The sequence below is a fragment of the Kineosporiaceae bacterium genome, from assembly GCA_016713225.1.
Classification (GTDB): domain Bacteria; phylum Actinomycetota; class Actinomycetes; order Actinomycetales; family Kineosporiaceae; genus JADJPO01.
In genome coordinates this window covers 1-25,338 of sequence record JADJPO010000009.1, presented here as the reverse complement: position 1 = coordinate 25,338, position 25,338 = coordinate 1, and the positions used below count along the sequence as shown (strand labels likewise).

At 70.1% G+C, this 25,338-nt stretch carries 33 protein-coding genes; all 33 read right to left on the bottom strand.

Annotated features, from left to right (window positions below):
- The coding region (locus tag IPK24_22585; GenBank protein MBK8078252.1) for a hypothetical protein at nt 1-383 on the bottom strand (383 nt) is incomplete at its 3' end.
- Entirely contained in the window at nt 383-532 is a 150-nt protein-coding gene (locus IPK24_22580; protein ID MBK8078251.1) for a hypothetical protein, read from the bottom strand. The genes IPK24_22580 and IPK24_22585, both read right to left, overlap by 1 nt.
- Nucleotides 533-546: 14 nt before the next feature.
- The gene (locus tag IPK24_22575) at nt 547-729 is read right to left on the bottom strand and encodes a hypothetical protein (protein ID MBK8078250.1); all 183 of its coding nucleotides are present in this window, start codon (nt 727-729) and stop codon (nt 547-549) included.
- Between the two features lie 2 nt (nt 730-731).
- A complete protein-coding gene (locus IPK24_22570) occupies nt 732-1,388 on the bottom strand; it encodes a hypothetical protein (GenBank protein MBK8078249.1) in 657 nt (218 codons plus the stop codon).
- Entirely contained in the window at nt 1,348-1,992 is a 645-nt protein-coding gene (locus IPK24_22565; protein ID MBK8078248.1) for a VUT family protein, read from the bottom strand. The genes IPK24_22570 and IPK24_22565 overlap by 41 nt, the downstream gene beginning before the upstream one ends.
- A gap of 124 nt (nt 1,993-2,116) precedes the next feature.
- On the bottom strand, nt 2,117-2,389 hold the full coding sequence (locus IPK24_22560) for a hypothetical protein (protein MBK8078247.1): 273 nt from the start codon (nt 2,387-2,389) through the stop codon (nt 2,117-2,119).
- Complete coding sequence (locus tag IPK24_22555) at nt 2,386-2,694, bottom strand: hypothetical protein (protein ID MBK8078246.1); 309 nt, start codon at nt 2,692-2,694, stop codon at nt 2,386-2,388. The genes IPK24_22560 and IPK24_22555 overlap by 4 nt, the downstream gene beginning before the upstream one ends.
- A gap of 150 nt (nt 2,695-2,844) precedes the next feature.
- Nucleotides 2,845-3,033 (bottom strand): hypothetical protein, encoded by a 189-nt coding sequence (locus IPK24_22550; GenBank protein MBK8078245.1) that lies wholly within the window; start codon nt 3,031-3,033, stop codon nt 2,845-2,847.
- The gene (locus IPK24_22545; protein MBK8078244.1) at nt 3,030-3,209 is read right to left on the bottom strand and encodes a hypothetical protein; all 180 of its coding nucleotides are present in this window, start codon (nt 3,207-3,209) and stop codon (nt 3,030-3,032) included. Before IPK24_22545 ends, IPK24_22550 begins: the two co-directional genes overlap by 4 nt.
- Nucleotides 3,206-3,550 (bottom strand): hypothetical protein, encoded by a 345-nt coding sequence (locus tag IPK24_22540; protein ID MBK8078243.1) that lies wholly within the window; start codon nt 3,548-3,550, stop codon nt 3,206-3,208. The genes IPK24_22545 and IPK24_22540 overlap by 4 nt, the downstream gene beginning before the upstream one ends.
- Before the next feature lie 305 nt (nt 3,551-3,855).
- A complete protein-coding gene (locus IPK24_22535; protein MBK8078242.1) occupies nt 3,856-4,164 on the bottom strand; it encodes a hypothetical protein in 309 nt (102 codons plus the stop codon).
- Nucleotides 4,161-4,367 (bottom strand): hypothetical protein, encoded by a 207-nt coding sequence (locus tag IPK24_22530; protein MBK8078241.1) that lies wholly within the window; start codon nt 4,365-4,367, stop codon nt 4,161-4,163. Before IPK24_22530 ends, IPK24_22535 begins: the two co-directional genes overlap by 4 nt.
- 191 nt (nt 4,368-4,558) lie before the next feature.
- Nucleotides 4,559-5,224, bottom strand: coding sequence for a collagen-like protein (locus IPK24_22525; GenBank protein MBK8078240.1), 666 nt, complete (start codon nt 5,222-5,224; stop codon nt 4,559-4,561).
- A gap of 58 nt (nt 5,225-5,282) precedes the next feature.
- Nucleotides 5,283-5,522: a hypothetical protein gene (locus tag IPK24_22520; protein ID MBK8078239.1), complete on the bottom strand. Its 240-nt coding sequence runs from the start codon at nt 5,520-5,522 to the stop codon at nt 5,283-5,285.
- Between the two features lie 135 nt (nt 5,523-5,657).
- On the bottom strand, nt 5,658-6,047 hold the full coding sequence (locus IPK24_22515) for a hypothetical protein (protein MBK8078238.1): 390 nt from the start codon (nt 6,045-6,047) through the stop codon (nt 5,658-5,660).
- The gene (locus IPK24_22510) at nt 6,044-6,910 is read right to left on the bottom strand and encodes a transglycosylase SLT domain-containing protein (GenBank protein MBK8078237.1); all 867 of its coding nucleotides are present in this window, start codon (nt 6,908-6,910) and stop codon (nt 6,044-6,046) included. The genes IPK24_22515 and IPK24_22510 overlap by 4 nt, the downstream gene beginning before the upstream one ends.
- A complete protein-coding gene (locus IPK24_22505) occupies nt 6,910-7,059 on the bottom strand; it encodes a hypothetical protein (protein ID MBK8078236.1) in 150 nt (49 codons plus the stop codon). Before IPK24_22505 ends, IPK24_22510 begins: the two co-directional genes overlap by 1 nt.
- Nucleotides 7,056-10,250, bottom strand: coding sequence for a fibronectin type III domain-containing protein (locus tag IPK24_22500; GenBank protein ID MBK8078235.1), 3,195 nt, complete (start codon nt 10,248-10,250; stop codon nt 7,056-7,058). The genes IPK24_22505 and IPK24_22500 overlap by 4 nt, the downstream gene beginning before the upstream one ends.
- Nucleotides 10,247-11,557 (bottom strand): hypothetical protein, encoded by a 1,311-nt coding sequence (locus tag IPK24_22495; GenBank protein MBK8078234.1) that lies wholly within the window; start codon nt 11,555-11,557, stop codon nt 10,247-10,249. The genes IPK24_22500 and IPK24_22495 overlap by 4 nt, the downstream gene beginning before the upstream one ends.
- Before the next feature lie 3 nt (nt 11,558-11,560).
- Entirely contained in the window at nt 11,561-13,198 is a 1,638-nt protein-coding gene (locus IPK24_22490; protein ID MBK8078233.1) for a hypothetical protein, read from the bottom strand.
- A 55-nt stretch (nt 13,199-13,253) separates the two neighbouring features.
- Complete coding sequence (locus tag IPK24_22485; GenBank protein MBK8078232.1) at nt 13,254-15,410, bottom strand: hypothetical protein; 2,157 nt, start codon at nt 15,408-15,410, stop codon at nt 13,254-13,256.
- Between the two features lie 146 nt (nt 15,411-15,556).
- Nucleotides 15,557-15,856, bottom strand: a complete 300-nt coding sequence (locus IPK24_22480; protein MBK8078231.1) for a hypothetical protein — start codon at nt 15,854-15,856, stop codon at nt 15,557-15,559.
- A complete protein-coding gene (locus IPK24_22475; protein MBK8078230.1) occupies nt 15,853-16,236 on the bottom strand; it encodes an HK97 gp10 family phage protein in 384 nt (127 codons plus the stop codon). The genes IPK24_22480 and IPK24_22475 overlap by 4 nt, the downstream gene beginning before the upstream one ends.
- Before the next feature lie 3 nt (nt 16,237-16,239).
- Nucleotides 16,240-16,674 (bottom strand): hypothetical protein, encoded by a 435-nt coding sequence (locus IPK24_22470; protein MBK8078229.1) that lies wholly within the window; start codon nt 16,672-16,674, stop codon nt 16,240-16,242.
- A 71-nt stretch (nt 16,675-16,745) separates the two neighbouring features.
- Nucleotides 16,746-17,123, bottom strand: a complete 378-nt coding sequence (locus IPK24_22465) for a hypothetical protein (protein ID MBK8078228.1) — start codon at nt 17,121-17,123, stop codon at nt 16,746-16,748.
- Nucleotides 17,120-17,812, bottom strand: coding sequence for a hypothetical protein (locus tag IPK24_22460; GenBank protein MBK8078227.1), 693 nt, complete (start codon nt 17,810-17,812; stop codon nt 17,120-17,122). The genes IPK24_22465 and IPK24_22460 overlap by 4 nt, the downstream gene beginning before the upstream one ends.
- 56 nt (nt 17,813-17,868) lie before the next feature.
- Entirely contained in the window at nt 17,869-18,546 is a 678-nt protein-coding gene (locus IPK24_22455; protein MBK8078226.1) for a hypothetical protein, read from the bottom strand.
- The gene (locus tag IPK24_22450) at nt 18,540-19,316 is read right to left on the bottom strand and encodes a hypothetical protein (protein MBK8078225.1); all 777 of its coding nucleotides are present in this window, start codon (nt 19,314-19,316) and stop codon (nt 18,540-18,542) included. Before IPK24_22450 ends, IPK24_22455 begins: the two co-directional genes overlap by 7 nt.
- A 101-nt stretch (nt 19,317-19,417) precedes the next feature.
- Nucleotides 19,418-19,597: a hypothetical protein gene (locus IPK24_22445; protein ID MBK8078224.1), complete on the bottom strand. Its 180-nt coding sequence runs from the start codon at nt 19,595-19,597 to the stop codon at nt 19,418-19,420.
- Between the two features lie 175 nt (nt 19,598-19,772).
- Complete coding sequence (locus IPK24_22440) at nt 19,773-22,760, bottom strand: phage portal protein (GenBank protein MBK8078223.1); 2,988 nt, start codon at nt 22,758-22,760, stop codon at nt 19,773-19,775.
- A gap of 30 nt (nt 22,761-22,790) precedes the next feature.
- Complete coding sequence (locus tag IPK24_22435; protein ID MBK8078222.1) at nt 22,791-24,278, bottom strand: terminase; 1,488 nt, start codon at nt 24,276-24,278, stop codon at nt 22,791-22,793.
- Nucleotides 24,275-24,787, bottom strand: coding sequence for a hypothetical protein (locus IPK24_22430; GenBank protein ID MBK8078221.1), 513 nt, complete (start codon nt 24,785-24,787; stop codon nt 24,275-24,277). The genes IPK24_22435 and IPK24_22430 overlap by 4 nt, the downstream gene beginning before the upstream one ends.
- Before the next feature lie 94 nt (nt 24,788-24,881).
- On the bottom strand, nt 24,882-25,220 hold the full coding sequence (locus tag IPK24_22425; GenBank protein ID MBK8078220.1) for a hypothetical protein: 339 nt from the start codon (nt 25,218-25,220) through the stop codon (nt 24,882-24,884).
- Nucleotides 25,221-25,338 lie beyond the last annotated feature (118 nt).

Genomic DNA, 25,338 nt, shown 5'->3' with positions numbered 1-25,338 from the left:
AGCTTCTCCATGTCGGTCACGGTGATCCGCGTGCACCGCTCGATCAGAGCCGTGATCTCGCCGGCCTGCGGGCCGAGCGCCAGGGTGGCCGCGACCTCCTCGACGACGCGCACCGAGGTGCACGCCACCTTGTGGGGCAGGCCGGAGCTCGGCGCCCAGGTCTCACCGTCGGGTTCGACGACGAAGACGCGGCAGGGCCAGCGCATCCCCGTGCACTCGGTGACCTTGGTCGCCACCGATAGGTAGTGAGTGGCGTCACGAGAGCCCGGGCGCGGGTCGGGGTGATGGATGGGCTCGCCCGTGGCGAGAGCGGCGGCGTAGTCGATCGTGCCGGACCAGAAGTCCGTGCCGTTGGGCCGGACCGCCTTGAAGTAGCGGGGCATCAGCGGGCACCGGCCACGTGCACGAGCGCCCCATCGAGTCCGGGGCGTCCCCGCTCAGCGACGAGCTGGTGGTACAGCACGGGCTGTTCGTCGAGGGGTCGGATGTAGGCGAGCCGCCCGGTGAGCGGGTCGAAAACGTTGCGAGGCATGGGGTCTCCCGTGGTCAGTGGGTGAGTGGGCTGTCGATGCAGATCAAGAGGTAGACGCCGATCCCGACCGGACCCCAGATGGCCCAGCGGACGGCGGTGCGGACGGCGTAGTAGCGGCGGGTTCTCATCAGATGCCTGCCGCGGCGGATCTCGTCGGCGATGGCCTCCGACACCACCGCGGGCTCATTGGCGTACATGATCACCGGACCGGCGGTGCTGTCGCACTCGAAGCCCAGGCGGTTGCCTCCAGGGCGGTGATCTGTTCCATCCAGCCAAGCAGGCGGGGCAGGTTGACGTTGGGGCCGAAGGCGATATAGGTCCCATCCGATGTCGCGCACCGCAAGGCGCTGGCGTGGCGTAGGCGTCTAAGCGAGTTCACCCGGCCCATGTGCACCCGCTTGCCCAGCGCCTGCGCCGTCAAGGCCAGGTCACTCGCGGCGGCAGAGAGTTTCCAGTCCGTTGACCCAGCTAGGAACAGCACGTCGAGGGAGTCCCACGGCACCATGCCGGGCGCCTCGCACCCGTCCTGCGCGGCGAAGGCTGCCGGCACGCCGAGCCCGCGGATTCGCCCGAGCCACGGCAGCGACTCGGTGAGCGTCGCCGCCGCGTTGCCCGGCTCATCGGGGGCGAGCGCCCATAGGCAGCGGTCGGCTCCGTGGCGTGTGATCTTGGCCTGGAGCCACGCCCACCAGGCGTCAGCGCCAGGCCAGCCCTTCCCGAATCGGCCGTTGTCGGCTGCGTACCAGGCGCGCGGCGGAACGACGTTGCCCTGCTTGGGGGTCGTCATGCACCCGATCAGGCCTGCGCTCATCGCCTCACGCACCTTCGGCGTGGAGGGGGTGGCCAGGTAGAGCACGGCGGCGCACCTCCCGCCAGGCGGCGACGGCGAGCACCGGCAGGAGGGTGGCCCATAGGGCCTTGCCGACCATCTGGCCGCCGATCACCGGGGTCGTGATAGGGAACCCGGCGATGGTCAGGAACACGAGGGTATCGATCAGCGACCCGACGAAGCCGGAGGCCACGGCGGCGCGCGCCCAGCCATGGCGGCGCAGCGGCGCATACACCGCCAGGTCTGCCAGCTCGGCAAGCGCGAAGGCGACCGTAGAGGCGATGGCGAGCCGGGGGCTAGATGTCGCCCAGGACAGCGCCGCGCCGAACGCTACGGCGACGAACACCCAGCGCCAGCCGGCCACTTCGTGCACGGCGTCACGAGCGAGCAGAGCGAGCCCGGCGGCGTAGGTTCCGGCGGTGGCCATCAGGCCGAAGCCGACAGGCACGAGCCCATAGCGGGCGGTGAGGTAGTTGGCGGTGGCGGCGCAGGCAGCGAACGCAGCGACGGCGAGGGCGGCTCGACGGCTCACAGCGTGCGCTCCAGGGTGGGTGCCAGCAGGGCGGCCAGCAGCAGGGCTGCGAGGCCGAGCGGCGAACGGGTCGGGCGGGTCGGACTGGTTGCGAGGCATGGGGTCTCCCGTGGTCAGTGGGTGAGTGGGCTGTCGATGCAGAGCAAGAGGTAGACGCCGAGTCCGACCGGTCCCCAGATGGCCCAGCGGACGGCGGTGCGGATGGCGTAGTAGCGGCGGGACCTCATTGGGAACCTGCCGGGGCGGATGGGTCGTCCTCGTCGTCCTCGTCGTCGGGGTCCGAGCCGGGGCAGGAGTCCTCGTCATCACTGAAGAACTCGATGTCGCCGGTGCCGTAGGAGCAGCCACAGTCATTGCAGGTGAGGTAGGTCTGGCCGATGGACATGTCGACGTCGATGTGGACCTGGCCGTGCACGTCAGGCTGGTCCATCGCCAGGGTGGTGGACGCCGCGGTCCCGCCGCAGTGGCAGTCGGTCTCGTAGACGATCGCGATCATCGCGCACCTGCCGCGCGGCGGATCTCGTCGGCGATGGCCTGGTGCAGGGGCGACGGCCTGGCGGCGTCCGACTCCAACTGGTTGAGCCGGGCGGCGAGACGGTCGATGTGCCGGTTGAGGTGATCGCGCTGCTCGGCCAGGACGTCGACCTTGGCCGTAAGGCTGGCCACCACGCGGGCCAGCTCAGCCACCTGGGCGTCACGCTCGACGTCGCGGTCGGTGGGCTCGTCCTCGGGGAGCAGGGTGAGGTGGCGGGGGTCGATCGCGAAGGTGGTTACGCCGGACGTGGAGACGGCGATTACCATCGGCATTCACGTCGCCGACGAGCTCAACCACGGCACCCTCCGAGAGGTACCGGTTCACCTCCGCCCGCCGTCGAACAGGAAGGTCGGGTTCGGCCCAACCGGTACCTGCGCCCCGCGATCAGCTCGGGCGCAACGGGTTCCGGTGCCGCCTCAGGGCTCGGGTGCGGTGCTGGCCAGCCACTCGCCGAGGGCGGTGCGCATCTCGGTGACCTGCTGGCGGGTGAGGTAGGTGGCATCGCCCCGCACGATCAGCTCGTCCGGCTTCCCGCTCCGGGTCTCGATGATCACCGAGTCGCCGTCGGTGTCGTCCGTCTCGAAGATCATCCGGACGTCGCTCATCGGGCCACCTCGCACGCACAGTGCCGGTCGCAGCGGGCGCAGACGTTGAACGTCTGGCCGCCGCAGTAGCAGATGGCGGCCCGCTCGCGCTGGTCGCCCAGTGGGGTGTGCAGGTGCCGCTCGGGCTGGACGGCGGGGCGGGGGCGTGGGATGCGCCGCGTGGTGGTGAGGTTCATCGCGCACCAGCCATAGCCAGAGCGGTGCGGTTGGCCTTCATGCGGTCGTTGAAGGCCTTCTGCTCCTGGCGGCGGTAGACGGCCAGCTCACGGCGGGCCGCGCGGGCCAGGTGCGCGCCGAAGGTGGTGATCCGCTCGGGACGGATGCGGGGTGCCTGCTCGGCCTTGGGCTGGGACAGTCGGGCAGTGCGGTCGTAGGCGCGGACGGCACGCCGGCCGATGGCCACCACGCCGCCCTTGGCGTCGGTGCGGGTGGCGATGTACTCGGCCAGCTCGCCGAGCACTGGGGTGAGCTGGGGTGCGTCGAGGACGCTCTGTGGGGTTCGGCCGTGGTGGGCCATCTCAGGTCTCCTGTCGTGAGGTCTCGTGAGGTCTTGGGTCCAGTCCCGCCCGGGACCTCACGTCGACCAGGCGGGACTGGGGTGGGGGGGCCTGCTCGCGCCGTCCGGGCCATGCCCACCGGGGGAATGGGCGACGGGCCGCTCGGGGGTCGGGGTCCCCGGGACGACGCGAGCAGGCGATCAGGGGGCAGCGATGCTGCTGCCGGTGAGCACCGTGACGGCCGGTGATGCGGTGTATGTGGCGAGGACGCCAGCGATGGCGGCGCCGTAGGCCATGGCCAGGAAGGCCAGTGCGGCGACGAGCCTCATCGGCCGCGCTCCTCGAGGAGGCGCGTGATCTGCTCCTGCACCTTGGCGTCAGCGTCGGCCTCGTCCTGGGCGAGGGCACGGACGACGGCGCCCAGCTCGGCGTCGGTCGGCGTGCGGCCGGTGCCGTCGATGTCCTCGGCTGCGACGCGGGTCGCGAACCATGCGGCCTCCCGGTAGTCGTCCCCCAGGGCGCGGGCCTGGGTGCGGCGACGGCGGGCCAGGTCGATCAGGGTGCTGACATCGGCCGGATTCTCTTTCACGGGGATGTCACTCGGGGCCGGGGTGTGGTCGTCGTTAGTCATCATGCCGTCGCCTCGATCGGCTGGTCGAGCTCGTCGGCGAGCCAGTTGCGCACGGCCTCGTAGGACACAGAGACGCCGGTCGTGGTGGTCAGGTCGGCGGCGATGCTGCGCCAGTCCTTGCCCTCCGCGCGAGCGTCGAGCAGGTGTCGGCGGAGGTCCACGCCGAGCTTCAGCTCGATGAGCTGGGATAGGGGTGTCTGTCTCACATCAAACAATCTGTCATTGAACAGACTCGTCCGTCAAGCTGCCTGACCGCGTGTCATCCGTATGGCCGATTGGCGCACCTGAGCACGCCGAAGAGGCCCCCGCATCGAGCACCCGGTGAGGGGGTGCCGATGCGGGGGCCTCGGTGGCATCGCCGTGGTGACCAGCCCCAGCGATGAGTCGTGCGGTCGGGTCAGCCCTTGACGCAGGCCTTGACCGTGAAGGTCTCCGGCGCGCTGATCGCGGCGATGATCCGGTCCAGCTCAGCCTGAGCGGTGACCACGGCCTTGCCCGCGAGGACCACCGAGTTGTCGGCGGACTTCTTGGCCAGGACCTTGTCGGCCAGTGCCTTCAGCGCGACCAGCCTCGCGGCGACGCTGTCCGCCGCATCCACGGCGGACTGAGCCGTGACGACGTTGTTGGCGGCGATCAGGGCATCCGCCTCCCGGTCGACGAGGGCGTTCTTCGCCGAGGCTAGGGCGGTCTGAGCGGCCTTCAACTTCGCGGCGTCGGCGTTGGTCTTGGCGGCGTTGGCGACCACGATGTCGCGCGAGGTGTAGCCCGCGGTGCACAGCACCACGGTGCCGCCCTCGCCCGGGTCGCCCTTGTCGCCCTTCGGACCGGCGGGACCCTGGGGACCCTTCACGCCGGACGCCAACGAGATCGGACCCCAGTAGCCGGGCTGGCACTTGCCGGCGGTGGTCAGGCGCAGGGTGCGCAGCTCGCCAGTGGACGACTTCACGCACCAGCCCCGCGCGGTGCCCAGCTTCTCGGCGGCCTGGGCGGGCACCAGGAGTGCCCCGATGCCGACGATGGCAGCCACCAGGGCGGCCAGGGACAGGCTCAACTTCTTGGTCATGGGCTCGCTTCTCTTCTCGTGCGGACCGGACCCGACGGCGCCGGGCCGGGGTTCAGGGTCAGGCTTCGTGGCGGCCGTCAGCGTCGCCGCGCCCGATGCCGAGCTGCTCGAGGAACCGGTCGACCTGGTCAGACTGCATGACTCGGGCGATGACCCCGGCTGCTGCGACGACGGAGACGAGCCAGGGCGTCTGCTGCCACTCGATCGGCAGCGCGGCGACCAGTACCGGCAACGTCACCAGGACGGCCAAGATGACCTGCAGGACGGTGCGCGCGGTTCGGCGCTGGGCATCGGACATGACGGCCTCTCAGGGGACGCGGGGGACGATTGGCGGCGACGTGCAGGACCACGACGCCGAGATGCCAGGCACTCACCCACATGACCAGCTGAAGTCCGAACGACCAGACCTGGTCGGTGAGGGTGAGGCTAGTCATCAGCCGATGTGGACGTGGGTGAGCAGCTGGACGAGCCCGACGGCCAGGGCGACGAGAGTGCCGGCGCCGGCCAGCAGCGCCTTACCCGTCAGGCCCGGGGGCCGGGCGCGCAGCTCGTCGACCGCCTTCCACAGCGCGCGGACGTCCTCGCGGTGCTTGGTGGCCAGGTCGCCGAGATACTTGGCGTGGCTCGCGGTCTGATCCGCCAGGGCGGTCTGTCGCTCGGCGATGCGCCCGATGTCCACGCGGACATCAGTGAGCATCTCGAGGGCTCGGTCGAGCTTGTGGTCGGCGGACTCGGCCAAGGTGGTCACTCCTGCGTGGGGGTGGGTACCCGGCCGCGTCCCGGCCAGGTGGTGGATCGTGGCCCCCGCCACTGCAGTGCTCACGCCGTCCCGGCGTCGGGGAACGTGACGACTCGGCCGAGCAGCGTCGGCCGCATGTCGACGTGGACGACGAGGCCGGCCCGGTTGAAGCCGATGCCCTTGAAGCCGCAGGCCTTGGCCTGCTGGACGGTCATCACGGGCGGGATGTCGGCGGCGTCGCCCTTGGTGTGCCGTGAGCTCGGCGTGGCCTGCGAGAGGCGATGCGCGGGGCACCGGTAGCCAGATGCGATCACGAGCCCGTCCGGGAAGTGCCGGGTTCGCGCCAGCTCGAGGGCGCGCAGCAGGGCCAGGCTCACCCCGCCTCGGGGCAGGGCGCCGCAGTGGCGGCACGCGAACTCGGCGCGGGCGAAGTGGGCAGACAGCATGGCGGCAGGCATGGCGCTCCTCGTGGTCGTGGCGGTGGGCGCGGCCGGGTGGCCGGTCATGGCGAGCAGGCGGACGCGGCGGGACTCGACGTCGGCCGCGTAGTCACCCTGCGTCGTCCGGGAATCCGGGTCGACGCCGGCAGCGAGGGCCTTGCGCACGGCGCCGGCCCCGGCGTTGTAGGCCGCGATCGCGGCATGCCAGGTGCCGAAGGTGCTGTGCGCGCCGAGCAGCATTGCGGCGGCGTCCTCGGCTTGGCGGCGAGGGTGCTGTAGGTACCACTCGACGCTGCCGGGCAGGACGTTGCTCACCCGGTCGCGCTGCCAAATCCCGACCCCACGGCCACCATCGCCGACGATGTTGTGCATGTTGGTCTCGCGGCTGGCGACCGCCCACAGCAGCATTGGCGGCAGGCCGACCGGCCGCTCGACGGCCGCGACCCATGGCCACTCGGCCACGGCGCGGCGGTACTGGGTGAGCAGGTCGCTGTCGGAGATCCGCATCACGCGCTCGCGTCGGCCTCGAGGGCCGCGAGCCGGGCGGCCAGCTCGTCGATCTGCACGGCCTGGACGGCGATGGTGAGTGCGTCGTCCGCGACGCGCTGGCGCAGCTTGGCGATCACGGCCTCGGCGGGTACCTGGGACGGGGTCATGTGTCCTCCGATTCGAGCGCGACGATCCGCGCGGTCAGGTCGTGCAGCCAGGGGATGAGCGCGACGCCGACCCGCTCGTAGTTCACGGATTCCGGGCGGCCGTCCTGGTCGAGCTCGACGAGCAGGTGTCCGAGCCCGGGGATGGCGTGGACCTGCTCGGCGATCAGGCCGAGCTGCTGGCTCAGGCCCTCGGTGCTGCCGTCCTGCGCCTCGGCCTGGCCGCGGTCGAAGTAGGTGACCGGGGCGAGCTCGGCGAGCGCGGCGAGCGGCAGGTCGGCGGCAGTGATGTCGACCTTGTACCGGGCCGACGATGTGAGCCGGTAGAGCCGGCCGATCGGCGCCGTGGCGATGCCGACGTTGGCGGTGAAGGTGGCCGTGTTGTTGTAGATCGCATCGGAGCGCACCAGCTCACCGCTGGGCTGGCCGATGCGAATGTCGGGACCGTAGAGGCTCAGCTGGTCGGTCGAGGCGAAACGGCATTCACCGGTGGGCTGAAGCCACAGCAGTGCCGAGCCCGTGCTCAGCAGTACCTGACCGTCGGCGTGCCCGTAGGCGCCGTCGGCGTTGGCCGACCAGTAGGACCCGTCCCCGTTCTGGACGCTGGCGTTGCCGCTTCCGGTGGCGTAGGCGTAGGCGGCGGTGGCCGATGCCACCACGGACGACCCGCCGCAGGCCAGGGTGGCGTCGGCCGTCTGGGCTCGGACGTAGGACCCTGATGCCAGGTGGTTGAGGGTGATGCCGGCGGCGAACGCCGAGACGAGCGACTGAGTGACGCCGGCCTCGTTGGCCATGCCGAGCACGGCGCCCTTACTGGCGTCGGACGCGCCGTCCTGCAGGTTCAGCCACGCCGAGGTCTGGTCGTCGGACTGGCGGGCCGCCACCAGCACCTGCGAGCGGAAGGTGCCCGACGGGTAGGAGGCCAGCAGCAGGTTGGAGTATGACCCGCTTGCGCCAGGGGCCGAGCGGGCATCCATCCATGCCAGGGTGGACGCCGGGCCGGCGCCGGACTGATCCACGCCCACGCCGGTGATCTTGGCGACACTCGACCCGCTGGTCGGGTACAGCTTGATGTCGGTCGACGCCGGGTCGATCACCACGCGAGATCCGCTGGTGCCGGTCTGGACCTTGCCGGTAAGGGTGGCCGCGCCGGTCGCGAAGTCGATTTCGGTGGTCAGCACCCCGGCCGGGGAGTACGCCCTCATGCCTGCCGAGTCGAGCTTGCCGCCGGTCAGCCCGGTCGCCGTCTGGATCGTGCCTGCGAGCAGCAGGGTCGAGCTGATCGTGCCCGACGTGATCTTACTGGCGGTCAGGTCCGAGATGTGTGCCGTATCGACGAGCAGCGCGGTCGCCGACGCTGCCGAGCTGGCCGGGGAACGATTGCCGGTCTTGTCGACCGCGACCACCTTGACGTGCACCGCACTGGTGCTCGCCGTCGGGAAGGTGCCGACAGCGGCGATTCCGCCGGTGACCATGGCGCCGGTCGCCTGCAGCTTGCCCGCCAGCGTCGAGGCGTCCGGAGTGAACCCGCCCGAGGCGCCTAGGTGCACCTCGAGGTGATCCAGGTCCAGCGGCAGGTTGAACGTGCCGCCGGCTGCGACGCCGAGGGTGTGCGTGACCTGCACCGCGATCAGCGACGCGGCCACCGACGGCGGGGCCGGCGTCGCGGGCGCGGTGGTGTCCTGCGCGGTGGTGTAGGTGGTGGTCGCTGACCAGGCGCCGTAGTTGGTCGGCGAGGCGTAGTCGATGGCCCGGATCTGCCAGTCGTGCCCGGTTGAGGGCGGCAGCCCGGTCACGGTCAGCGACGTCTGATCCCATGAGGTGGCGACAATCTGCCAGTCGAGGGTCCCGGTCGGGCGGAGACGGACCTCGTATCGGTCGCCGTCCACGATCGTGGAAGAGTCAGTGTTGAGGGGCTCGGTCCAGGTGACCTTGACCGCAGCCCGGGCCAGGCCGTCGCCGGGCTGGTAGGCGGTCGTACTGAAGGCCCCGAACACCGGCACCCCGGGGATCGCGGCATCCCCTGCGCCGCCGCCGCCACCCGGGACCGTGGTCCCGATCGAGCCGATGCCCGACGTCAGGGGAGTCGACAGCGAGTCGGCGACCTCAACCTCACCGCTGCCCTCGGCTTCCCACTCCACCCATGGCGACAGGTCCACCCACGACCCGTCAGCCCGCCGGAATCCGACCGTGTAGTCGCGGGTCACCGGCCACGTCAGCGCGAGCGCCCGGACGGCGGCCGGGTGGATCAGGCGGCCCCGGAAGGCCAGCTCGTTGGCGGGGTCGAGGATCCCAGCCTGGGGGTCGTAGCACCAGATCACGTCACCTGGGGTGATGTCACCGGCGACGTCGAAGTCGCTGACCGACAGGCGCATGCTGCGGCGGGTCGCCGAGTACAGCTGCAGCGCAGCGCTGGCCCGGGCCGCGGCGTTGCCGCCCTCGGTGCCGTCCCGCTCGTCGATGAGCCGGGTGAGGGCGACGTCCTGGCCGTGCAAGTCCCGGAACGGCACGCTCGGGGCGTCGGCGCTGCCGGTGGCCATGCCCTCGGCGACGACGACGACACGGCTCGTGTAGGCCCGAGCGTCCAGGCTGGACGACACGTCGCCGGCCAGGGCGCGGCGGCCCATATCGACGCCGGCCAGGTCACGGCGCGCGACGATGCATTCGGGTGTCGTCCGGAACAGCGCGGCCGCGGGGCCGGCGTCGACCAGGCCCGTGGTCCTGATCCGCCACTCGCCGCCCATGGTGTCGCACAGCCAGTCCAGCGCCGTCCGGCGGGTCTCCCACACGCGGGTCGTGGTGATGGTCCCCGCGACGCCCGTGTAGATGGTCCCCGCTGCGCCGGTGCGACCGGACGCCGGCAGGACCGCGGCCACGGCGGCCGCGAACGTGGCACCCGTCAGGGCCACGCCGGGCGCCTCGATGACCGCGCCGCCGCCGTCCTCGTCGCCCAGCCAGTAGGCCAGGCCACTGCCGGACAGCGCGAGCTTGGCATCGGCGTCGACCTGGCGCAGGACCCCGACGTACCTCGCCAGCGACAAGCACTCGTCGCCCCGCTCGACGACGTTGACGTGGCCCGGGATGACCGCGATGTGGCCGAGCAGGTCCAGGGTGGAGGCGACACCGGGCGGGGCGTCGGCGCGCAAGCTCAGCGACCACTGGCCGAGCTTGCGGTGCACGACCTTGATGGTCACCGCTTGATCACCCGCTCGGCCTGCGTGGGCTGACCGAGCCACTGAGCGTTGACCTGTGCAGCAGTGTCGCCGGCCACGGCGGACGCACCGGCCCGGACGCACCCAATGAAGGCGGGCAAGCCGAGCGCGGCCACGTTCGCGGACAGGCCGAAGGTCCCGGCCGCGGTGGTTGCGACGGACGACCCGATCACCCACCGGTTGCCGTCGGCGTCGGCGTCGGTCCGCTCGATGTACCCGGCCGCAGTGAGCTGGTTGGACACCGTCCCCCCGGCCCCGTCGTCGTCGATGCGCAGCGCGGACGGCGCCGCGTACTGCTGGATGAAGAGGCCGACGTGCCGAGCGCCGCGAGCGAGGGTGAGATCGGCGACGGTCCGACCCGGGGCGTGGTCCCAGGTCAGCCGGATCACGCACTCACACGCGTCGTTGCGCAGGATCGTGACGTGCTGCGCTGCGCCGAGGCTGGTCGTGCCGCGCTTGATGTCGACGACCTTCGGCGTGCCCCACCCGGATGTCAGGTAGGGCGTGAGGCGCAGGGTGCCCGCGCTGGTGCGCGGCTCCACCTTCAGCAGGCCATTGGACAGCACCCACGACGCCGGGGCGTCCGGGCATGCGGTGGCCGTGCGGACCACCCCGGACACCGTCACCGTCACGGCCCCGGCCATCGCCCCGACAGCAGGGACCGACCAGCGCGGGTGCGTGCCGGCCGGGATCGACCGGTACACGCGGACCGTGCCGTCAGCGGCCACCCGATCGACGTAGCCCGGGGTCGACGTCCCCACCAGGTAGTCGCTGTGACCGATCGCCGGGGCATGCCACAGCTCGGCCGTCGCCGCCGAGGCGTGGACCCGGTTGCCGCCGGACAGCCGGGACTCGACCTCAACCTCGGAGTCCAGGCCGACCAGATCCAGCGACGCCGACCACTCGACCGCCGACCACCCGCCGCCCTGCGTGACCTCGGTAGCCTGCACGCCGCCGACCCGGTACCACCCGTTGCGCCAGGACTGGCGGCCCCACGACACGGGGACGACTTGCCCGGCGTAGCCGAGCAGCCCGTCGCCGCGGGTCCTGGGTACGGCATGCCCGAGCCGGGTGCCCCACTCGCGGCCCATCATCGCCACCGAGCGCACGCCTGAGTCGTTGGCCTGCTCGACGGCCGCCGGTCGCTCCATCAGGACGACGCGGCCCACGGTCAGGTCAGCGGTGGTCATCGTTCCCAGCACGCCCGGGAGCGCCTCGGCGTACCCGACGAACGACGCGCCGGGGACGGCCGCGCCCGGGGTGCTACCGGTGATCGGGGTGACGGTCATCGGTCAGAGCGCCGCAGTCCAGGCGGTGCCGCCGGTGCACCGGTAGAGCCACGATCCGGTGGTGCCGTCGGTCCGAATCCAGGCATCTCCAGCGGCGCCGGTGATGACACCGTTCGGGCTTCCCGTCCCGCTCATGACGCCGCCACCGATGGTGGCCCCGTTGCCCATCCGCACCTTGTCGGAGTAGAACGCGCCGACGCCGTAGGCGATGCCATAGGAGTCGATCGAGAACCATTGGGTGCCACCCTTGAGGACCCGGAGCAGGTCGGCAGTCCCCGACCCGTCGGCGTTGACCGTGAGCGGCACCGCGGTGGGGTTCCCGGTGGCGTCGATACGCATGCGGGTGCCGAGTGACTGGAGGCCGCCGATGACCGGGGTGGCCACATGCTCGGAGGTGCATCCGTAGACACTCAGGCCAGGGAACGGGACCGTGCCGTCGTAGTCCTTCATCCACCGCGAGCTGGCGCCACCCTGGACGAAGTGATTGGCGATGACCCCCGCGAAATCCGGTCCGCCGCAGTCGACGTGGATGGCGGTGGCAAGGTTGTCGGACGCCGCGACCGGCTGTAGCGAGAATCCGCCGAAGATGCGGGTGTTCCACTGCGTGATGTGCCAGCCGTAGAGGTTCGGCGAGTCGGCGCAGCACCCGATGTAGTCGCTGTTGCCGCCGTCATCGCGAAACGTGGTCTTATTGACGTTGGTCGCCGAACTCCACCCGTGGCAGGAGTAGAACTGGTTGCCGCCGGACTTGTTGCGGAAGCTGGTCTCGGCTGACTGCACGGTGGTGGCGATGCACGTCCCATCGGTGGAGTTGGCGATCACGACGCCTTGCGAGCCGGCGGGCAGTGCCGTTCCTGTCGTGCGGACCAGTTCGACGTTGCGCAGCTTGTGCTGTGCCGATCCCCATGCGCTGGTCGGTGACCCGACGATCACGCCATCGCGCAGGTGATCCCTGACCACCACGCCGTCGATTGTGTGACCCCAGTGCCAGTTGAGTGCTACCCCGTCCTGCGCGAGGTCGTTGCAGTCCCAGGCGCCCCCGGAGAGCGAGCCGAACTGGCGCTGAGTGGTGCTGTTGTAGATGCTGAGCATCGGGCCACTGATGGCCGCTACGGCCCGAATCGTGGCGCCTGGGGCCAGCGTCAGGTCGTCCACCCCGAGCGGCTGGGTGAGGGTGGCGCTGATGTCGTAGGGCGTGCTGCTCGGCGGGATGTAGGCTGCGGTCTTCCCGGCGTCGAGCATCCGCTGCAGACCCAACGTCCAGTCGGGGTCACCTGCCTGGCGGTACTGCTGCGGGGTCGGCGGGTGCTCGTCGATCGAGAGGTACGCACCCGCCAGCGACCCGGCGGTGACGGTGGCCGAGAGATTCCACCCGGGGCCGATCTCCCGCGCGGCCGACCCGGGCCACGTCTCGGCATGCCGCGTCACCGTGAGGGTATCCCCGGACTGCGCCGTCACCCGCAGAATCTCGGCATTGGCACGCGTCGGACTGGTGCCGTTGGGCCATGCCGTCACCCGGCACGGTGGCGTGAACGCAGCGCCGTCGCCGGACTCGACCCCGAGCATGACACCGGATGTCGCTGGCGACGGAGCGGTCAGGACCCTCGACCGCGCCAGGTTCGGGTGCTTGTCGGCGGTCATGCGGGATCTCCCTGGGGGTGAAGTGATTTCGAGGTGAGTGAGAAGCCGCCCCGGGTCATCGACGCCCGCCCTCGTAGGCCACAAGCGATTCCTGGATCTCGCGGACCAGCGCCTCGGCGACAGCCTTTCGCTCTGCCGGTGACGCCAGATCGAAGCTGCCCGGGATCTGCACGTTGAGGTTCTCGATCGTCACGGTGCGCGCCGTGCCGGTCCCCGCGGCCTGGTCGACAGCGCCGATCCCGACCGTCGCGGACGCCGAGATCCCGTCGCTCAGGGCGGCCGAGACGCCAGGGGCGCCGGACCTGATGCCGGTGGCGAGCATGTCCATCAGCCGCTTGCCGGCGCCGCCGTTGTTCCAGCTGGTCAGCGGACCCCACTTGATCGGCGACCCAGGCAGTAGCCCCTTGATCCGGGCAACACCGTCGCGGACCTTCTGCACGGCGGCCTCGATCCGGTCGCCGATCCCGTCGATGAGTCCCTGGATGAGCTGGCGCCCGGCATTCAGCAGGGTGCTCGGCGAGAAGAGTTTCTTGATCCCCTCGATCGTGCTCGTGACCACGGTCTTGGCGGCGGTGATCGCGGTACTGATCGCCGTCTTGATCCCAGCCCACGCCGCCTCAGCGGCGACCCGAATGCCGGTCCAGAGAGCGAGGATGACCTTCTTCCAGCCATCGAACAGGAATGTCAGGGCAGTGACGACGGCCTGGATGGCAGCCTTGATCCCGTCCCACACGAGGACGGCCGCCACCTTGACCGCCTCCCAGATCGCCAGCATGGCGGCCTTGAAGGCGTTGAAGCGGGCGATGATCACGGCCACGAACAGTTGCACTGCGGTGGTGATCGCGGTCCATGTGGCCTGAGCCGCCGACGTGATCGCAGTCCAGACCGCGGCGGCGGCAGCCTTGATGGCCTCCCAGGTCGCGGTGATCGCGGCCAGCGTGGCGGCGGCGGCAGCCTTGATGGCCTCCCAGGTCGCCTGCGCACCGGCCACCACGCCGTCCCACATCGCGGTGGCGGACTCCCAGATCCGCGGAATGGTCGTGGTGAACCACTCGATCACCGCGTTGATCGCATTCTTGATCGACGACCAGACCCCATTGACGATGTCGCGGAACGTCTCCGAGCGCTTGTATGCCACCACGAACCCAGCGATCAGGGCCGCGATCGCGAGCACGATCAAGCCGATCGGGTTGGCCGTCATGACGACGTTGAGCGCGGTCTGGACGGCGGTCCACGCGACGGTCGCGGCCCGGATCAGGGCCATGGTGCCTTGGTAGATCTTCAGGCCCGCGACGATCGTCCCGATGGACGCCGCGAAGGCCTGCACTGCGGGGTTCGACAGGACGTCGATGAACGCAGAGCCCGCGGACTTGGCGGCCTCGAATGCCTGCCCGATGACCGGGGCAACGTTGGTCCCGAACCATGCCCCGAATCGCTCGATGGTGGGTATGCCAACGTCGGTGAACCACGCCCCGAACCGGTCGAGGTAGGGCAGCAGCTTCGATGCCAGGCCCTCGGCGAACCCGTCCAGGGCGACCTTGGCCCGGGTCAAGCCGTCGGCCTGAGCATTCGCCGCGCCCTTGGCGTTCGACTCGATGCCCTGCAGCAGAACGGCTTGCGCCTTCGCCAGGTCACCTTGCTTGGTGTACTGGGTGATCTGCTTCTTCTGCTCATCGGTGAAGCTCACCCCGGACTTGGACAGCGCGGTCAGGCCCTTGATCGGGTTGTCCATAGCCTTGCCCAGGCCGATGATGTTCGACTCGGCGCTTCCCACGCCTGCGGCCTCGAGGTCGAACGCGGCCTGCGTGGCGCGCCGCATCCCCTCTGCGCCAAGGGTTCCCTTGCCGAACGCGGCCGGGAACGTCGACAGCTTGTTGACGACCTTGAGGATGTCGTCGTCGTCCTTACCGATAGCCTTGCCGTAGTCCTCCGCGAACTTGGTGGCGCCACCGAACGCAGTCGCCGCGGCGGCGCCCATCCCCTTGATCTGCGACTCGAGCACCCGGTGGATCTCCGCAGACTCCCGCGCCCCGGCGACAGCACTGACCGCCATCGCCCCGAGCGCGACCCCCGCCGCGCCAGCGGCGAGCGCCACCCCACCCTTGAGCTTGGAGGCCATCCCCTCGGCTGACTTGGTCACGGATGCCATCTCGGCCTTGGCCTTCGCGGCCTCGGCCAGGATGGCGATCTTGATGGTCGAACCGACACCCACCGGGGGTCACCTCCTCTTGTTGCTCTTGTTGGCCTCGGCGACCAGGGCCGCACGCTGGGACCGGGTCATCGCCAGGTACTCGGTGGGGGTGTAAGCCAGGCCGGTGCCCACGACGGCGTTGGCCCACGCCCGGTCAAGGCTCGCGGTCAGCCTTTTCCCGAGTCGTCCTCGGCGTCGTCGTCGAGCGCGGCGAACCGCGCCTTCGTCCCGGCGAGCGTTAGTTGCATCGCCGTCCGGTAGGCCTCTTGATCGTTCATCTGCTCGCGGCGGGCCTGGACGAACACGAGGGCGCGCATCGTCATGGTCGCCGACAGGTCCGACAGCTCAGCCTTGAAAGCCTTGGCGATGGCCAGCTCTTCGAACCCGCTCAGCGACCCGACTGCATCCTCGAAGCTCGGCAGCGCGGACGGCTCGTCGGCCGGCGTCGTCTCGGTCTTGGTGGTCATCCCAACCCCTTCGACTTGATCTTGTTATCGATTGCGTCCTCCAGCGCCTGCAGCGCCTTCGGTGCCATGACCTCGTCGGCCTTCTGCATGAACCCGGACGTCGCGATCTTCCGGGCCGGCCAGCCGTAATTGATCGGGCCGGCGTAGACCACGCTGGCCCGCCCGGCCATCACCACGGCTTTATTCTTCGCCCTGTTCCCGCGCACCGATGCCGCGAGGCGCCCGGTGCGTTTCGGCGCGAACCCCGCGGCGACCTGGGCGGCCTCGGCGGCGATCCCCCCGAATGCCTCCTTGAGGTCGTCGATCTCGAGGCCCAGCGTCAGCAGGTTCCTGGTGAGCTGGTTGAGTCCCTCGACGCGGACACCGCCGGAGATGGCCATCGGTCAGGCGGTGGCCATCGTGGGCTTGCCGGTGAGGGGCAGCTCGACCTCGGTGGTGAAGCGCGCAGTGTTGGACGCGTTGGCCTCGCCGCCCAGGAAATCCCCGTCGGGCTCGATCAGGGTGAGGGTGCCCGAGAACTTCGGGTAAGTGGTGGTCGGCGTGGTCGGCGCGACGGTGGCCTGGCCGTTGGGCCACACCTCGTAGGTGACATCGTCGCCGGCCTCGGTCCACAGCTTGTGCCAGAGGCTGGTGGTGGAGGTGTCCTGCGCGATGGTCAGCGCCAGCTTGTAGTCGCGGGCGCCACCAGCCGCGGCCGCGGCGAACGACACGAAGTCGGTGTCGGACTCCTCGGTGGTGATGCGGACGTTGCTGGCGTCGGCGGTGTACTCGGTGCCGTCGACATACAGACGAAGCTTCCTGGTTCCGAGAGCGGGCACGGCGGATCGACCTCCTGTGAGGGGATGGGCGGGGCGGATTACTCAGGCGGCAGAGGGGGTTTCCCTGCCGCTCACTCGACCTCGATGGCCGCGGTGAGAACGAGGACGTAGACCGGGGTCGCGGCCTGCCCCGCGACCATCGACTGCTGCGTGATCGACTGCTGCGAGGTCGGCAGATCGGAGTGCAGGACGGTCCGCAGGATGACGGCCGAGTGCGCATCGGAGTAGGCCTCGGCGGCAGCCTCGTCGACACCGGCCACGATCAGGACCTCGCAGGTGACCAGGGTCGCGTCACCGAAGCGCGGCCCGGGCTCGACGCGGCGGGTCACGATCCAGCCGTCACCGGTCTTCAGTGCCCCGGTGATGGGGCGGGTGCGGATGCGCAGGCCCGCGCCGGGGATGGCTGCGAGCAGGTCGGCCAGCTCGGTCTTGGTGTCGGCGATGCTCACCCGCACACCAGCTTCCTGTAGGCGCCTTCGAGGCGGCGCAACTCGGCGTCGACGGATGGCACCCGGGTGGACGTGGCGCCACCCTCGAACGACGTGTAAGTGGCGACGGGCACGGACCGGGCCGCGAGGTTGCGGGCCACCCTGCGCATCAGCGCCTCACGCAGCTCGTAGGTGTAGGGGTCGATCCGGCACCGCTGTGCCTGCGCGGCACGCTCGGCGCGCAGGGCCGTGGTGAGGTCGTCGTCCGTCGCGGAGGTGGCACCGAGGTAGTCGCGCAGCTCGTCGAGGGTGATGAATGCCAGGTCGAGCGCGTCGACGTCGAAGATGACCGAGGCGACGCCCGCATAGTCACCCGTCGCGGCGAACGTCGCCACGTGCCGGCCCAGCGCCGCAGGCGCATACCCGGCGACGAACGACCCGACGGTCTCGGAGGTGACCCCCGCCGTAATGTCGTCCAGCGTTCCGGCCTCGTGCCGCACGACCAGGGCGTAGCCCCCCGTCGCGACTGCGGTACCCACGTCGTCGGTGACCGTGAACAACAGGTGTACGACGTCGCCGAGGTAGAACCTCCGCACGTCGAGACCATTGCCGAGGCTGTCGGCCACCGCCGACCCGCCGGTGCCGCCGCCGGTGGCCTCCGGCTGGCCGAGCACGGTAATCCCCAGCCTGGCATGACCGAGCACGCCCACGGTGGCCTCCTCGGGAGGGTGAGATGGTCAGGTGGGGTCGGTGCGGACGCTGGGGGTTACTCGGTCCCGCTGATGTCGTCCAGGTCACGCAGCACGTACCGGATCAGCGCCGAGCACTCTCGAGTGAGGCGCGCCGTCTGCGCGTTCCGCTCGGCCACCGTCGGTGATGCGAGCGCCAGGAACTCGGCGTTCCTGGCGAGCAGGGTCCGTAGGCGCTGCCCCAGGGTGCGACCGTTGGTCTCGGCCTGCTCCGCAGTGTCCTGCGCCGCAAGCGCGGCCACCTCCGCGGGAGCAAGGGCGCGCGTCTCGACCTGCACACCCTCGCCGTTCCGCCGGACGTACGTGCCCGCTACGGGATTCCACTCCTCAACCGACTCGAGGCCACCGTTCGCGTAGTTCTCGACCCTGCGAATCATGCTGTCTTCACCCTCACGAACCCCCAGGAGATCGGCGGCGAACTGCTGGACGCAATGGTGTCCCAGGCGAGACCCGTCGATGGCGGGCAGGGCGCATGAACGCCAGTTCATGCCCCCCACGGAAGCGTTGTGCCACCAGAGGTACACGCCGGGGGTGAGGGTGAGGTCTGAGATGGTGACGGCCTTGACGCCGGTCGTACTGCAGTCGATGTCGCCCGAGTCGACCAGCCGCGTTCCAGGCTGCCAGTTATTGTCGGCCTGGTAGATCGCCAGGCGCCCGAGGCCGGACGCCACAGCGGTCGTGACCTCGATCACCATCTGATCAATAACGATCGTCGAGGGAACCACGAACGGGACGTATTGTGCCCGGTTGTTGGCGACCCCGTCGATTCGGTACGCGGTAGCGCGGCCCCCAATGTTCGACAGCAGGGTCGTGCCGCCGTACTTGCCGCGACCGGTAGCGACCGACCCACCGGCGGGCACGGCCAGCGCGCCATCATCCCGAACGAACTTGCTGCCATCCGGGGTACCCGTGGCCAGTCGAGCCATCGGCAGCACCCCGCCCGCGCCCAACACCGGGACCTCACCGAGGCCGTGCCGGCGTTGACGACAGCCGCCGACCCGAGCCCCAGCGCAGTGCGCGCGGTAGCGGCATCCGTACCGCCCGTGCCGCCTCGCGCCAAGGGCAGGGTGCCCGTGGTGACGTCGGCAGCCGAGTGCGCATGGGCTGTCGCAGCCTTGCCGTCCAGTGCGGCCTGTAGGCCCGTGGTGTCGGCGACGACATGACCGTGAGAGGTACTCGCCTTGCCCGCCAGAGCGGCCGTTGTCGCCGACGCCAAGGCGTCAAGCTCGGCCTGAGTTGCCACGTCGGCGGCGACCTTCGCGGCCGTCACGGCGCCGTTGGCAAGCTTGGCCGTCGACACGCTGCCGTCCGGGATCGACCCTGCGCCGAGCGCCGTGACATCGGCCTCGATGTCGTCCAGGCGAGCACCGACCGTCACCGCGGTCCCCGACGGGTTCGCGCCCAGCTCGGACACCACGTCGTTGATCGCGCTGTTCGTGGCGTTCACTTCGTCCGCAGTCAGCACCGCGGTCGGCGTGGTGTCCGTGGGCGATGCGCCGTCGACAGCATTCGTCGGCAGGGTGCTCGGAGGGTAGGCCACGGGGACTCCTCGACGTCAGGGGTGGATCAGGACTCGACGGGCGCGGTGGTGACGGTGTAGCCGCCGCTGATCTTCGCCGCGTGGGCCTCGGGATCGAACCCCGACAGGTCGATCGGGGCGGGCGCCTCGGCGGGAACCTCCGGGGCGGACGAGATGCCGGCCGGGGACTCCTCGACGGGCTGGGCGACGGTGTTGCTGCGGGCCATGACGGGAACCTCCGGGGCGAGACGAGAGAAGGCGGCGCCCGATCCGGGTGGCCCAGGGGATGAGCCCGGGCCACCCGGATCAGGTCAGGGGGCGAGGGTCAGGCCGGGTCGTACGCGACGGCCCGAACCCCGGTGATGTCGGTGACTGCGGTCGCCTGGTAGCCCCAGACGCCCATCACGACGCTCTTGACCTGGTACTCGAAGTCCAGGCGCTGCGGCGGGTGGCCCAGCCGTGCACGTCGTTGCGGTCGTACAGCCAGCTCTTCGAGCTGTTCGCGCTGGTCGCGCCGAGCGCCCACGCCGGGACGGCCATGAGCCCGTTGACGTCCAGGGCGGCCCACAGCGAGTCAGCCGAGCCGTCCGTGTTCATCTGCCCGCGGGCAGCGAAGAACGGCCGGTTCTGGGTGTCCTTCGCGTTGAGCAGCGCGGTGTACAGGTCCACCTGCACCTTGAGGTCGCGGAAGCGGAACCCGCCCCGGACGAACTGCAGGGCGCCGAACGCCGAACGCACCGCCGACACCAGGGCCGAGTCAGCCGCCGCGGTCGTGATGGTGATGGTGGTCAGGCCCGCCGACAACCCGTTCAGGGTCGCAGCGATCTTCGACTCCAGCGCCTCACGGTAGTTCCGCTGGATCTGATTCCACAGGATCACGCTGATCTGCGGGTTGCCGCCCTGATCCATGACCTCGCGGTTGATCTCCACGCCGCCCGAGATCGGCGCCGGGGTGATGGTCTGCCCGGTCGTGGTGTACGACCCGTAGGTGGGCTCGCTGCCCTGCGTGTGGTCGGCGACCAGGCCCGAGGCGCTGTTGAACTTCGGCAGCGCGAACGGAGTTGCGTCGGGGATGGTGCCCTTGACGACGCTGTCCCAGATCGGGGTCACGTAGTCCTTCTGATCCACCCACAGATCCGGGCGCTGCCGGGTCGGGTTCAGCTCGTCCACGTCGGTGGTCGCCACCGCGAACGCCTGGCTGGACCATGCCTCCATGAACTTGTTGAGGCGGGTCTGAGCCTCCGGGTCACGGCTGCGGGCAGCCGCGAACACGTCGGTGGAGAAGTCATGCTCGGCGGGGGCGCCACCGAACCGGTACGGCAGGGGCTCACTGACGAACGCGGCGCCGGTCGGCCGGCGGTCGGGGTCGACGAACGCCCGGGCCTCGCCCAGGGCGGTGGCCACATCGGCGGCGAAGGTCTCGGGCATCTGCACCGTGACGTTGACCGGGGGGGCGGTGAACACCTGCGTGGTGCTCGGCTCGGCCGGGGCGGGCGCCGGGGCCTGCGGGGTGGTGACAGAGGCCGTGACGGTGCACGGCGTGCCCGCCGCGTGTTCGTGGCCGCAGATCGTGCACTTCATCGCGGGACTTCCTTCCTGCTGCTGGGTCATCTGGACCTTGGTGATCCGCGCCGAATCGAACGCGGGGAACGGGGTGAGGCTGATCTCACGGAGCGTCGCCTCGGTCACGGTCATGACGTCGGTGTCCGTGTCCAGCTCGTACTTGTGCACGTCGACGCCGACCGACAGGCCCGTGATCGCGCCGTCGTCAGCGAGGACCAGGGCGTCGTCACCGGTTGATGTCTTCGAGATCCGCAGCGACGCCGACATGCCGCCATCCGCGTCGGTCGTCGAGGACACGACACCGACCGGCATCCCGTCGTGCGACAACAGCACCGGCTCAGGGGAACCCATTCGCGCGATCGACCCCGCCCGGAACTGGATGGCGCGCCAGTCGCTCGTCACCTCGCCGTAGGGCACGGCCAGGCCGACGATGGTCCGCTTCTCCAGGTCGACCTTGAACCCGGCCCGGGCCGCAGGGACGTTGAAGGTCACCCGTCCCGGCGCGGCGGTGGGGTCGGCCTCGGGCGCGAGGGCCGCGCTGAACGTGGCGGCGATGGGCAGGTCGCGGTCGCGGTGCATCGGGATAACGTCCCTTCGACTGGCCGCGGCAGCGGCGGGGGGTTCGGCTGGCGCAGCCGGGGGCTCGAGGGCGGCCGGCGGCTCGATCTCGCGGGGCGGCAACCCCTCGTCGGCGCGGACCTCGGCCGGGTCGACCACGCCCTTGTCCAGATAGATCGCCTGCACCGAAGCGCGGGTGGCCGGGTCCGCCTTGAGGTAGTCCGACAGGTCGAACCGGGCCGCGTACCCACGGCGCGTCACGTCGTTCATCGACAGCCGCGAGGTGATGGCCAGCATGTACGGGGCCAAGGTGTCGTTGATCCGGTCGCGCCTACGGTCGGTGATGTTGGCGTAGCTGCGCGACGTCGTGCTGACGCCCAGATCCTCGGGGTCCAGACCCAGAGCGTTCGCGATGTCGAGGCTGGCGCGGGCCTGCAGCTGCACCAGCTGCAGGTCAGCCGGCGACGTAGAACCGGCCTCGTGCCGCTCCAGCCCCGCACCGATGTAGGCGATGGCCCCGGTCTGCCGCGCCATCTTGATATCGAGCAGCGTCTGACGGACCTCGTCCAGGTCAGGATCAGCGTCGTCCTGCGGGGTGTAGTACTCCAGCGGGCGGGGGTGCTCCGCGAACATGGCCGCCGTCGTGTCCAGCAGTGCAGCACGCCGGATCGCCCGACGGCCGGCCACCAGAAGTGGAGGGTTCGGGGAGTCGAACCGGATCATCGACGACTTGGGCACCGCCTTGCCGTCCACCCACACCACCGAGCGGACGTCCACACCGGACGGCAGAGACTGCGCAGCCCGGGCATGCGGTGGGTCCAGACTCACCCGGCCGGGCTCGAGGTGACGCGCCGAGACGGGGAACCCCTGCGCATCGAACGCCAGCACCTGCCACCACGACAGCGCGTCGAAGATCAGATCTTCGACCGTCTGCGCCAGCGTCACCAGGTTCGTGACATCCGGGTCGATCTGCTCCAGCAGTGGCGAGCGCACGACCTTGTTCTCGGCCGCCAGGTAGTGCTGCAGCGGCAGCGTCGCGATCGCACAGATGATGTTCCGGCCACGCAACACCGCCGGGACGTTGAGCGCGAACTCTCGCGTCACCGGCGCGCTGTACGCCGCAGGCCCGGACTGCACCGCCGCCACCTGGGCAGCGATATGCGCATCGACCGGGGACGCCGAGAACTCCTCGGCGGGCGCGTCGGACATCTCCTCGCGCGGCTCGCTCAGACCCCAGTAGACGGCGGTGCGGTGCCAGAAACCGGCCATGCGTCACCGCCTCTCGGGGTCGTTGGGTGGTCAGGCGGGGACGGCGATGACGCCGGAAGCACGTCGCTTGGCGGGCATATGGCGGGCCAGGTGAACAGCCCCGGCAGTCGAATACGCAGCGTCACAATGGCCTGCGCCCTTGCGGGTGAACACCCATCGGTCGCCCTGTGCCTTGCGTTCCGACGTCGTTACATGAGCCGTGAGCAGCGGGTCAGCGGAGTGGACCAGAGTCCCCGCCTCGATCTCCTTCGCCAGCCCCATGCACGCAGCCGGCAGGTCGCCGCGGATCTCTTCGACCTTCACCCCGCGGGGTGGCCAGCCGAACCGCTTCGCCATCGACGCGGCAACCGCAGCGGCCGGACCCGACGGCAGCCAGCCCAGCGCCCGCGGCTTGATCCGTGCCACCGCGCTGGGCAGGTCCCGCTCGAGGTCGGTCACGCACGTCGGCCCGGACCAGGAGGTGACCGGCTCGACGCGCACCCGGCCGTCGTCCTGCACTGCCGCCGCAACGAGGGTGGCGTGCTGGCCGTCGAGCGAGACGTCGAAGCACAGCGCCACCCGAGACCGCAGCGAGTCCAGGTCGCCCGGCTCGAAGCACCGGTTCCACGACTCGGCCGCGACGACGGGGCTCATCGAACGGACGCGCTGACAGAGCACTTCAACTCTGAATACCGGCTCCGGGTCGGTGACCAGCGCCGAGCGGATCGCAGCCTCGGTGACGATCAGGCCGAGGCTCGGATTCGCCTGGACCCACGCCTCTGGGTCGTCGATCGCACAGCCGTCCGGGGCCGACCACTCGAACAGTCCGATTGGATCCTCGGCGTCCGGCTCCTGTGAGAGCGCCGACGCGCGAAGAGAGTTGAGCACCACCGAGTCATCCGACCCGGCGTTCGAGATGCACCACGCCTGGGCGTCGGCGACGGCGGTCATGGCCTTCACCGCGGCCGACCAGGTATGCCACGTCTTCTGCTGCCTGATCTCGTCGAGGATCAGACGGTGGATCGTCAGGCCTCGACCGGCGTCATCGTTGGCCGCTGCGATCTTGTAGCGGGAACCGTCGGTCGTGGTGATGCACTCCTGGCCGTTCGTCTTGCGGACGTCGGCAATGAGTTGCGCCAGTTCAGGATCGGAGCGCAGTAGCTCGAGACAACCGCGCCATGCTTCGGCGGCCGTTTCGAGCTTGGTTGAAAGGCCCATCACCAGCGGCACCTGCTGAACCATCAGCCACCACGCGGCTACGACCTTGAGCAGGCTCGTTTTTCCCGACTGTCTCGCGATGCACGCGAGGACGGTGCGGAATCTGGGGAGGCCGTTCGGTAGCAGTTCCATGCCGTGGACCACGAGCAGCTTCTGCCAGTCGAGCAACGGCATGCCGACCATCTCGGCGAACTCGATGACCGAGAAGCCGAGCGACGTAGCCGGCGTCAGGGCGCACTCACCGCAGATGCACGGACCTGGCGGGCCGGTCACAGCCGGTGGCGTCATCAGCCGCGGGGTGACCTTGCCGAGCAGGGTCACGCTGACCGCCGGCCGTGTCTCCAGCCCCATCCGCCGTGGCCGTCCTGTGCCGCGTGGCACTTCTTGCAGCGCGGCTCATAGTCGGTCGGGTCGGGGCTGATGAGGCACCTGGAGCCGGTGCCGATCCCACCTGCGGGGCGGGCCTTCTCTGCGCCGGCCTTCAGACTCCAGTCCTGGGCTTTGACCCCACAGTCAACACACGAGTGGAGCGACGCCGAGCCGTTCACCTTGCGGACCCGATCGTGAGCGGCGGTGTAGCCGATCTCGTCGTCCGGCTTGGTCCTGTTCGGCATCCTGCCGAGCTCGGCCATCCGCGCGCGGTGCACTTCCCTGTTCGCGCAACCGCAGGACGTGCTGTTGCCGCTCCGCAGATTGTTGGCCTGGACGGAGACCGTCGCGCCGCAGGTGCATGTGCAGGTCCATGCGATTCGGCCGTTCTTGCGGTCAGCCAGGCTCAGGACGGTGAGGCGACCGAAGGTGTGCCCGGTCAGATCGAGGAACTTGGACATCGAGACTCTCCCGTGAGCGTCCGTGAGCTTGCAGCTCGCCCCGCCGCTCACGAAGCGGGGCGAGCTGCGGGCGCGATGCGCCCCCGAGCACGGATCAGGTGCTCGGTGAATCGGTGGGCTTGGACAGCCCATTCCGCAGGGCGGCCAAGCGCGCGCCGGTTGGCGCGGTTACCTGCATTGACTTCCTCGATGCGGGCGCGCCACCGAGATCCCGAAGGACCCCTTGCAGTTGCACGCCGAGCCAGCCGACTGCCTTCTGAACGTTGGCTGCGGCCTCGAACTTCTGGATGCGCTTGATCAGTCCCGGGTCGCCGTCGCACTGCCGAATGAGATCGACGTACTCCTGCTGCAACTCGACCGCGGTCTCGATCTGGTCAGCGATCGCCCGGGCGACGTCGCACATGGCGTAGTCGCTCGGCTCCAGCCAGGACATCTCAGCGATGGTGGCCTCGACCGCGGTCCTGAGGTTGGGCATGGTGCGGGCTGGCGCTTCGACTGCGGCCAGTTTCCGGCGAGGCGGCACGAGGCGCCTCCCCCCACTGGCGACACCA

Excerpts from the sequence above, each read along its gene's own strand:
- IPK24_22540 (MBK8078243.1), bottom strand. The coding sequence starts at position 3,550 with ATGGCCCACCACGGCCGAACCCCACAGAGCGTCCTCGACGCACCCCAG.
- IPK24_22505 (MBK8078236.1), bottom strand. The coding sequence starts at position 7,059 with ATGACCCCGTCCCAGGTACCCGCCGAGGCCGTGATCGCCAAGCTGCGC.
- IPK24_22565 (MBK8078248.1), bottom strand. The coding sequence starts at position 1,992 with ATGCCTCGCAACCAGTCCGACCCGCCCGACCCGTTCGCCGCTCGGCCT.
- IPK24_22445 (MBK8078224.1), bottom strand. The coding sequence starts at position 19,597 with ATGGCCCGCAGCAACACCGTCGCCCAGCCCGTCGAGGAGTCCCCGGCC.
- IPK24_22425 (MBK8078220.1), bottom strand. The coding sequence starts at position 25,220 with ATGTCCTGGCTGGAGCCGAGCGACTACGCCATGTGCGACGTCGCCCGG.
- IPK24_22490 (MBK8078233.1), bottom strand. The coding sequence starts at position 13,198 with ATGACCGCCGACAAGCACCCGAACCTGGCGCGGTCGAGGGTCCTGACC.
- IPK24_22520 (MBK8078239.1), bottom strand. The coding sequence starts at position 5,522 with ATGTCCGATGCCCAGCGCCGAACCGCGCGCACCGTCCTGCAGGTCATC.
- IPK24_22535 (MBK8078242.1), bottom strand. The coding sequence starts at position 4,164 with ATGATGACTAACGACGACCACACCCCGGCCCCGAGTGACATCCCCGTG.
- IPK24_22575 (MBK8078250.1), bottom strand. The coding sequence starts at position 729 with ATGTACGCCAATGAGCCCGCGGTGGTGTCGGAGGCCATCGCCGACGAG.
- IPK24_22545 (MBK8078244.1), bottom strand. The coding sequence starts at position 3,209 with ATGAACCTCACCACCACGCGGCGCATCCCACGCCCCCGCCCCGCCGTC.
- IPK24_22525 (MBK8078240.1), bottom strand. The coding sequence starts at position 5,224 with ATGACCAAGAAGTTGAGCCTGTCCCTGGCCGCCCTGGTGGCTGCCATC.
- IPK24_22480 (MBK8078231.1), bottom strand. The coding sequence starts at position 15,856 with ATGACCACCAAGACCGAGACGACGCCGGCCGACGAGCCGTCCGCGCTG.
- IPK24_22440 (MBK8078223.1), bottom strand. The coding sequence starts at position 22,760 with ATGGCCGGTTTCTGGCACCGCACCGCCGTCTACTGGGGTCTGAGCGAG.
- IPK24_22550 (MBK8078245.1), bottom strand. The coding sequence starts at position 3,033 with ATGAGCGACGTCCGGATGATCTTCGAGACGGACGACACCGACGGCGAC.
- IPK24_22580 (MBK8078251.1), bottom strand. The coding sequence starts at position 532 with ATGCCTCGCAACGTTTTCGACCCGCTCACCGGGCGGCTCGCCTACATC.
- IPK24_22495 (MBK8078234.1), bottom strand. The coding sequence starts at position 11,557 with ATGACCGTCACCCCGATCACCGGTAGCACCCCGGGCGCGGCCGTCCCC.
- IPK24_22510 (MBK8078237.1), bottom strand. The coding sequence starts at position 6,910 with ATGCGGATCTCCGACAGCGACCTGCTCACCCAGTACCGCCGCGCCGTG.
- IPK24_22555 (MBK8078246.1), bottom strand. The coding sequence starts at position 2,694 with ATGGTAATCGCCGTCTCCACGTCCGGCGTAACCACCTTCGCGATCGAC.
- IPK24_22430 (MBK8078221.1), bottom strand. The coding sequence starts at position 24,787 with ATGTCCAAGTTCCTCGATCTGACCGGGCACACCTTCGGTCGCCTCACC.
- IPK24_22475 (MBK8078230.1), bottom strand. The coding sequence starts at position 16,236 with ATGGCCATCTCCGGCGGTGTCCGCGTCGAGGGACTCAACCAGCTCACC.
- IPK24_22560 (MBK8078247.1), bottom strand. The coding sequence starts at position 2,389 with ATGATCGCGATCGTCTACGAGACCGACTGCCACTGCGGCGGGACCGCG.
- IPK24_22455 (MBK8078226.1), bottom strand. The coding sequence starts at position 18,546 with ATGGTGATCGAGGTCACGACCGCTGTGGCGTCCGGCCTCGGGCGCCTG.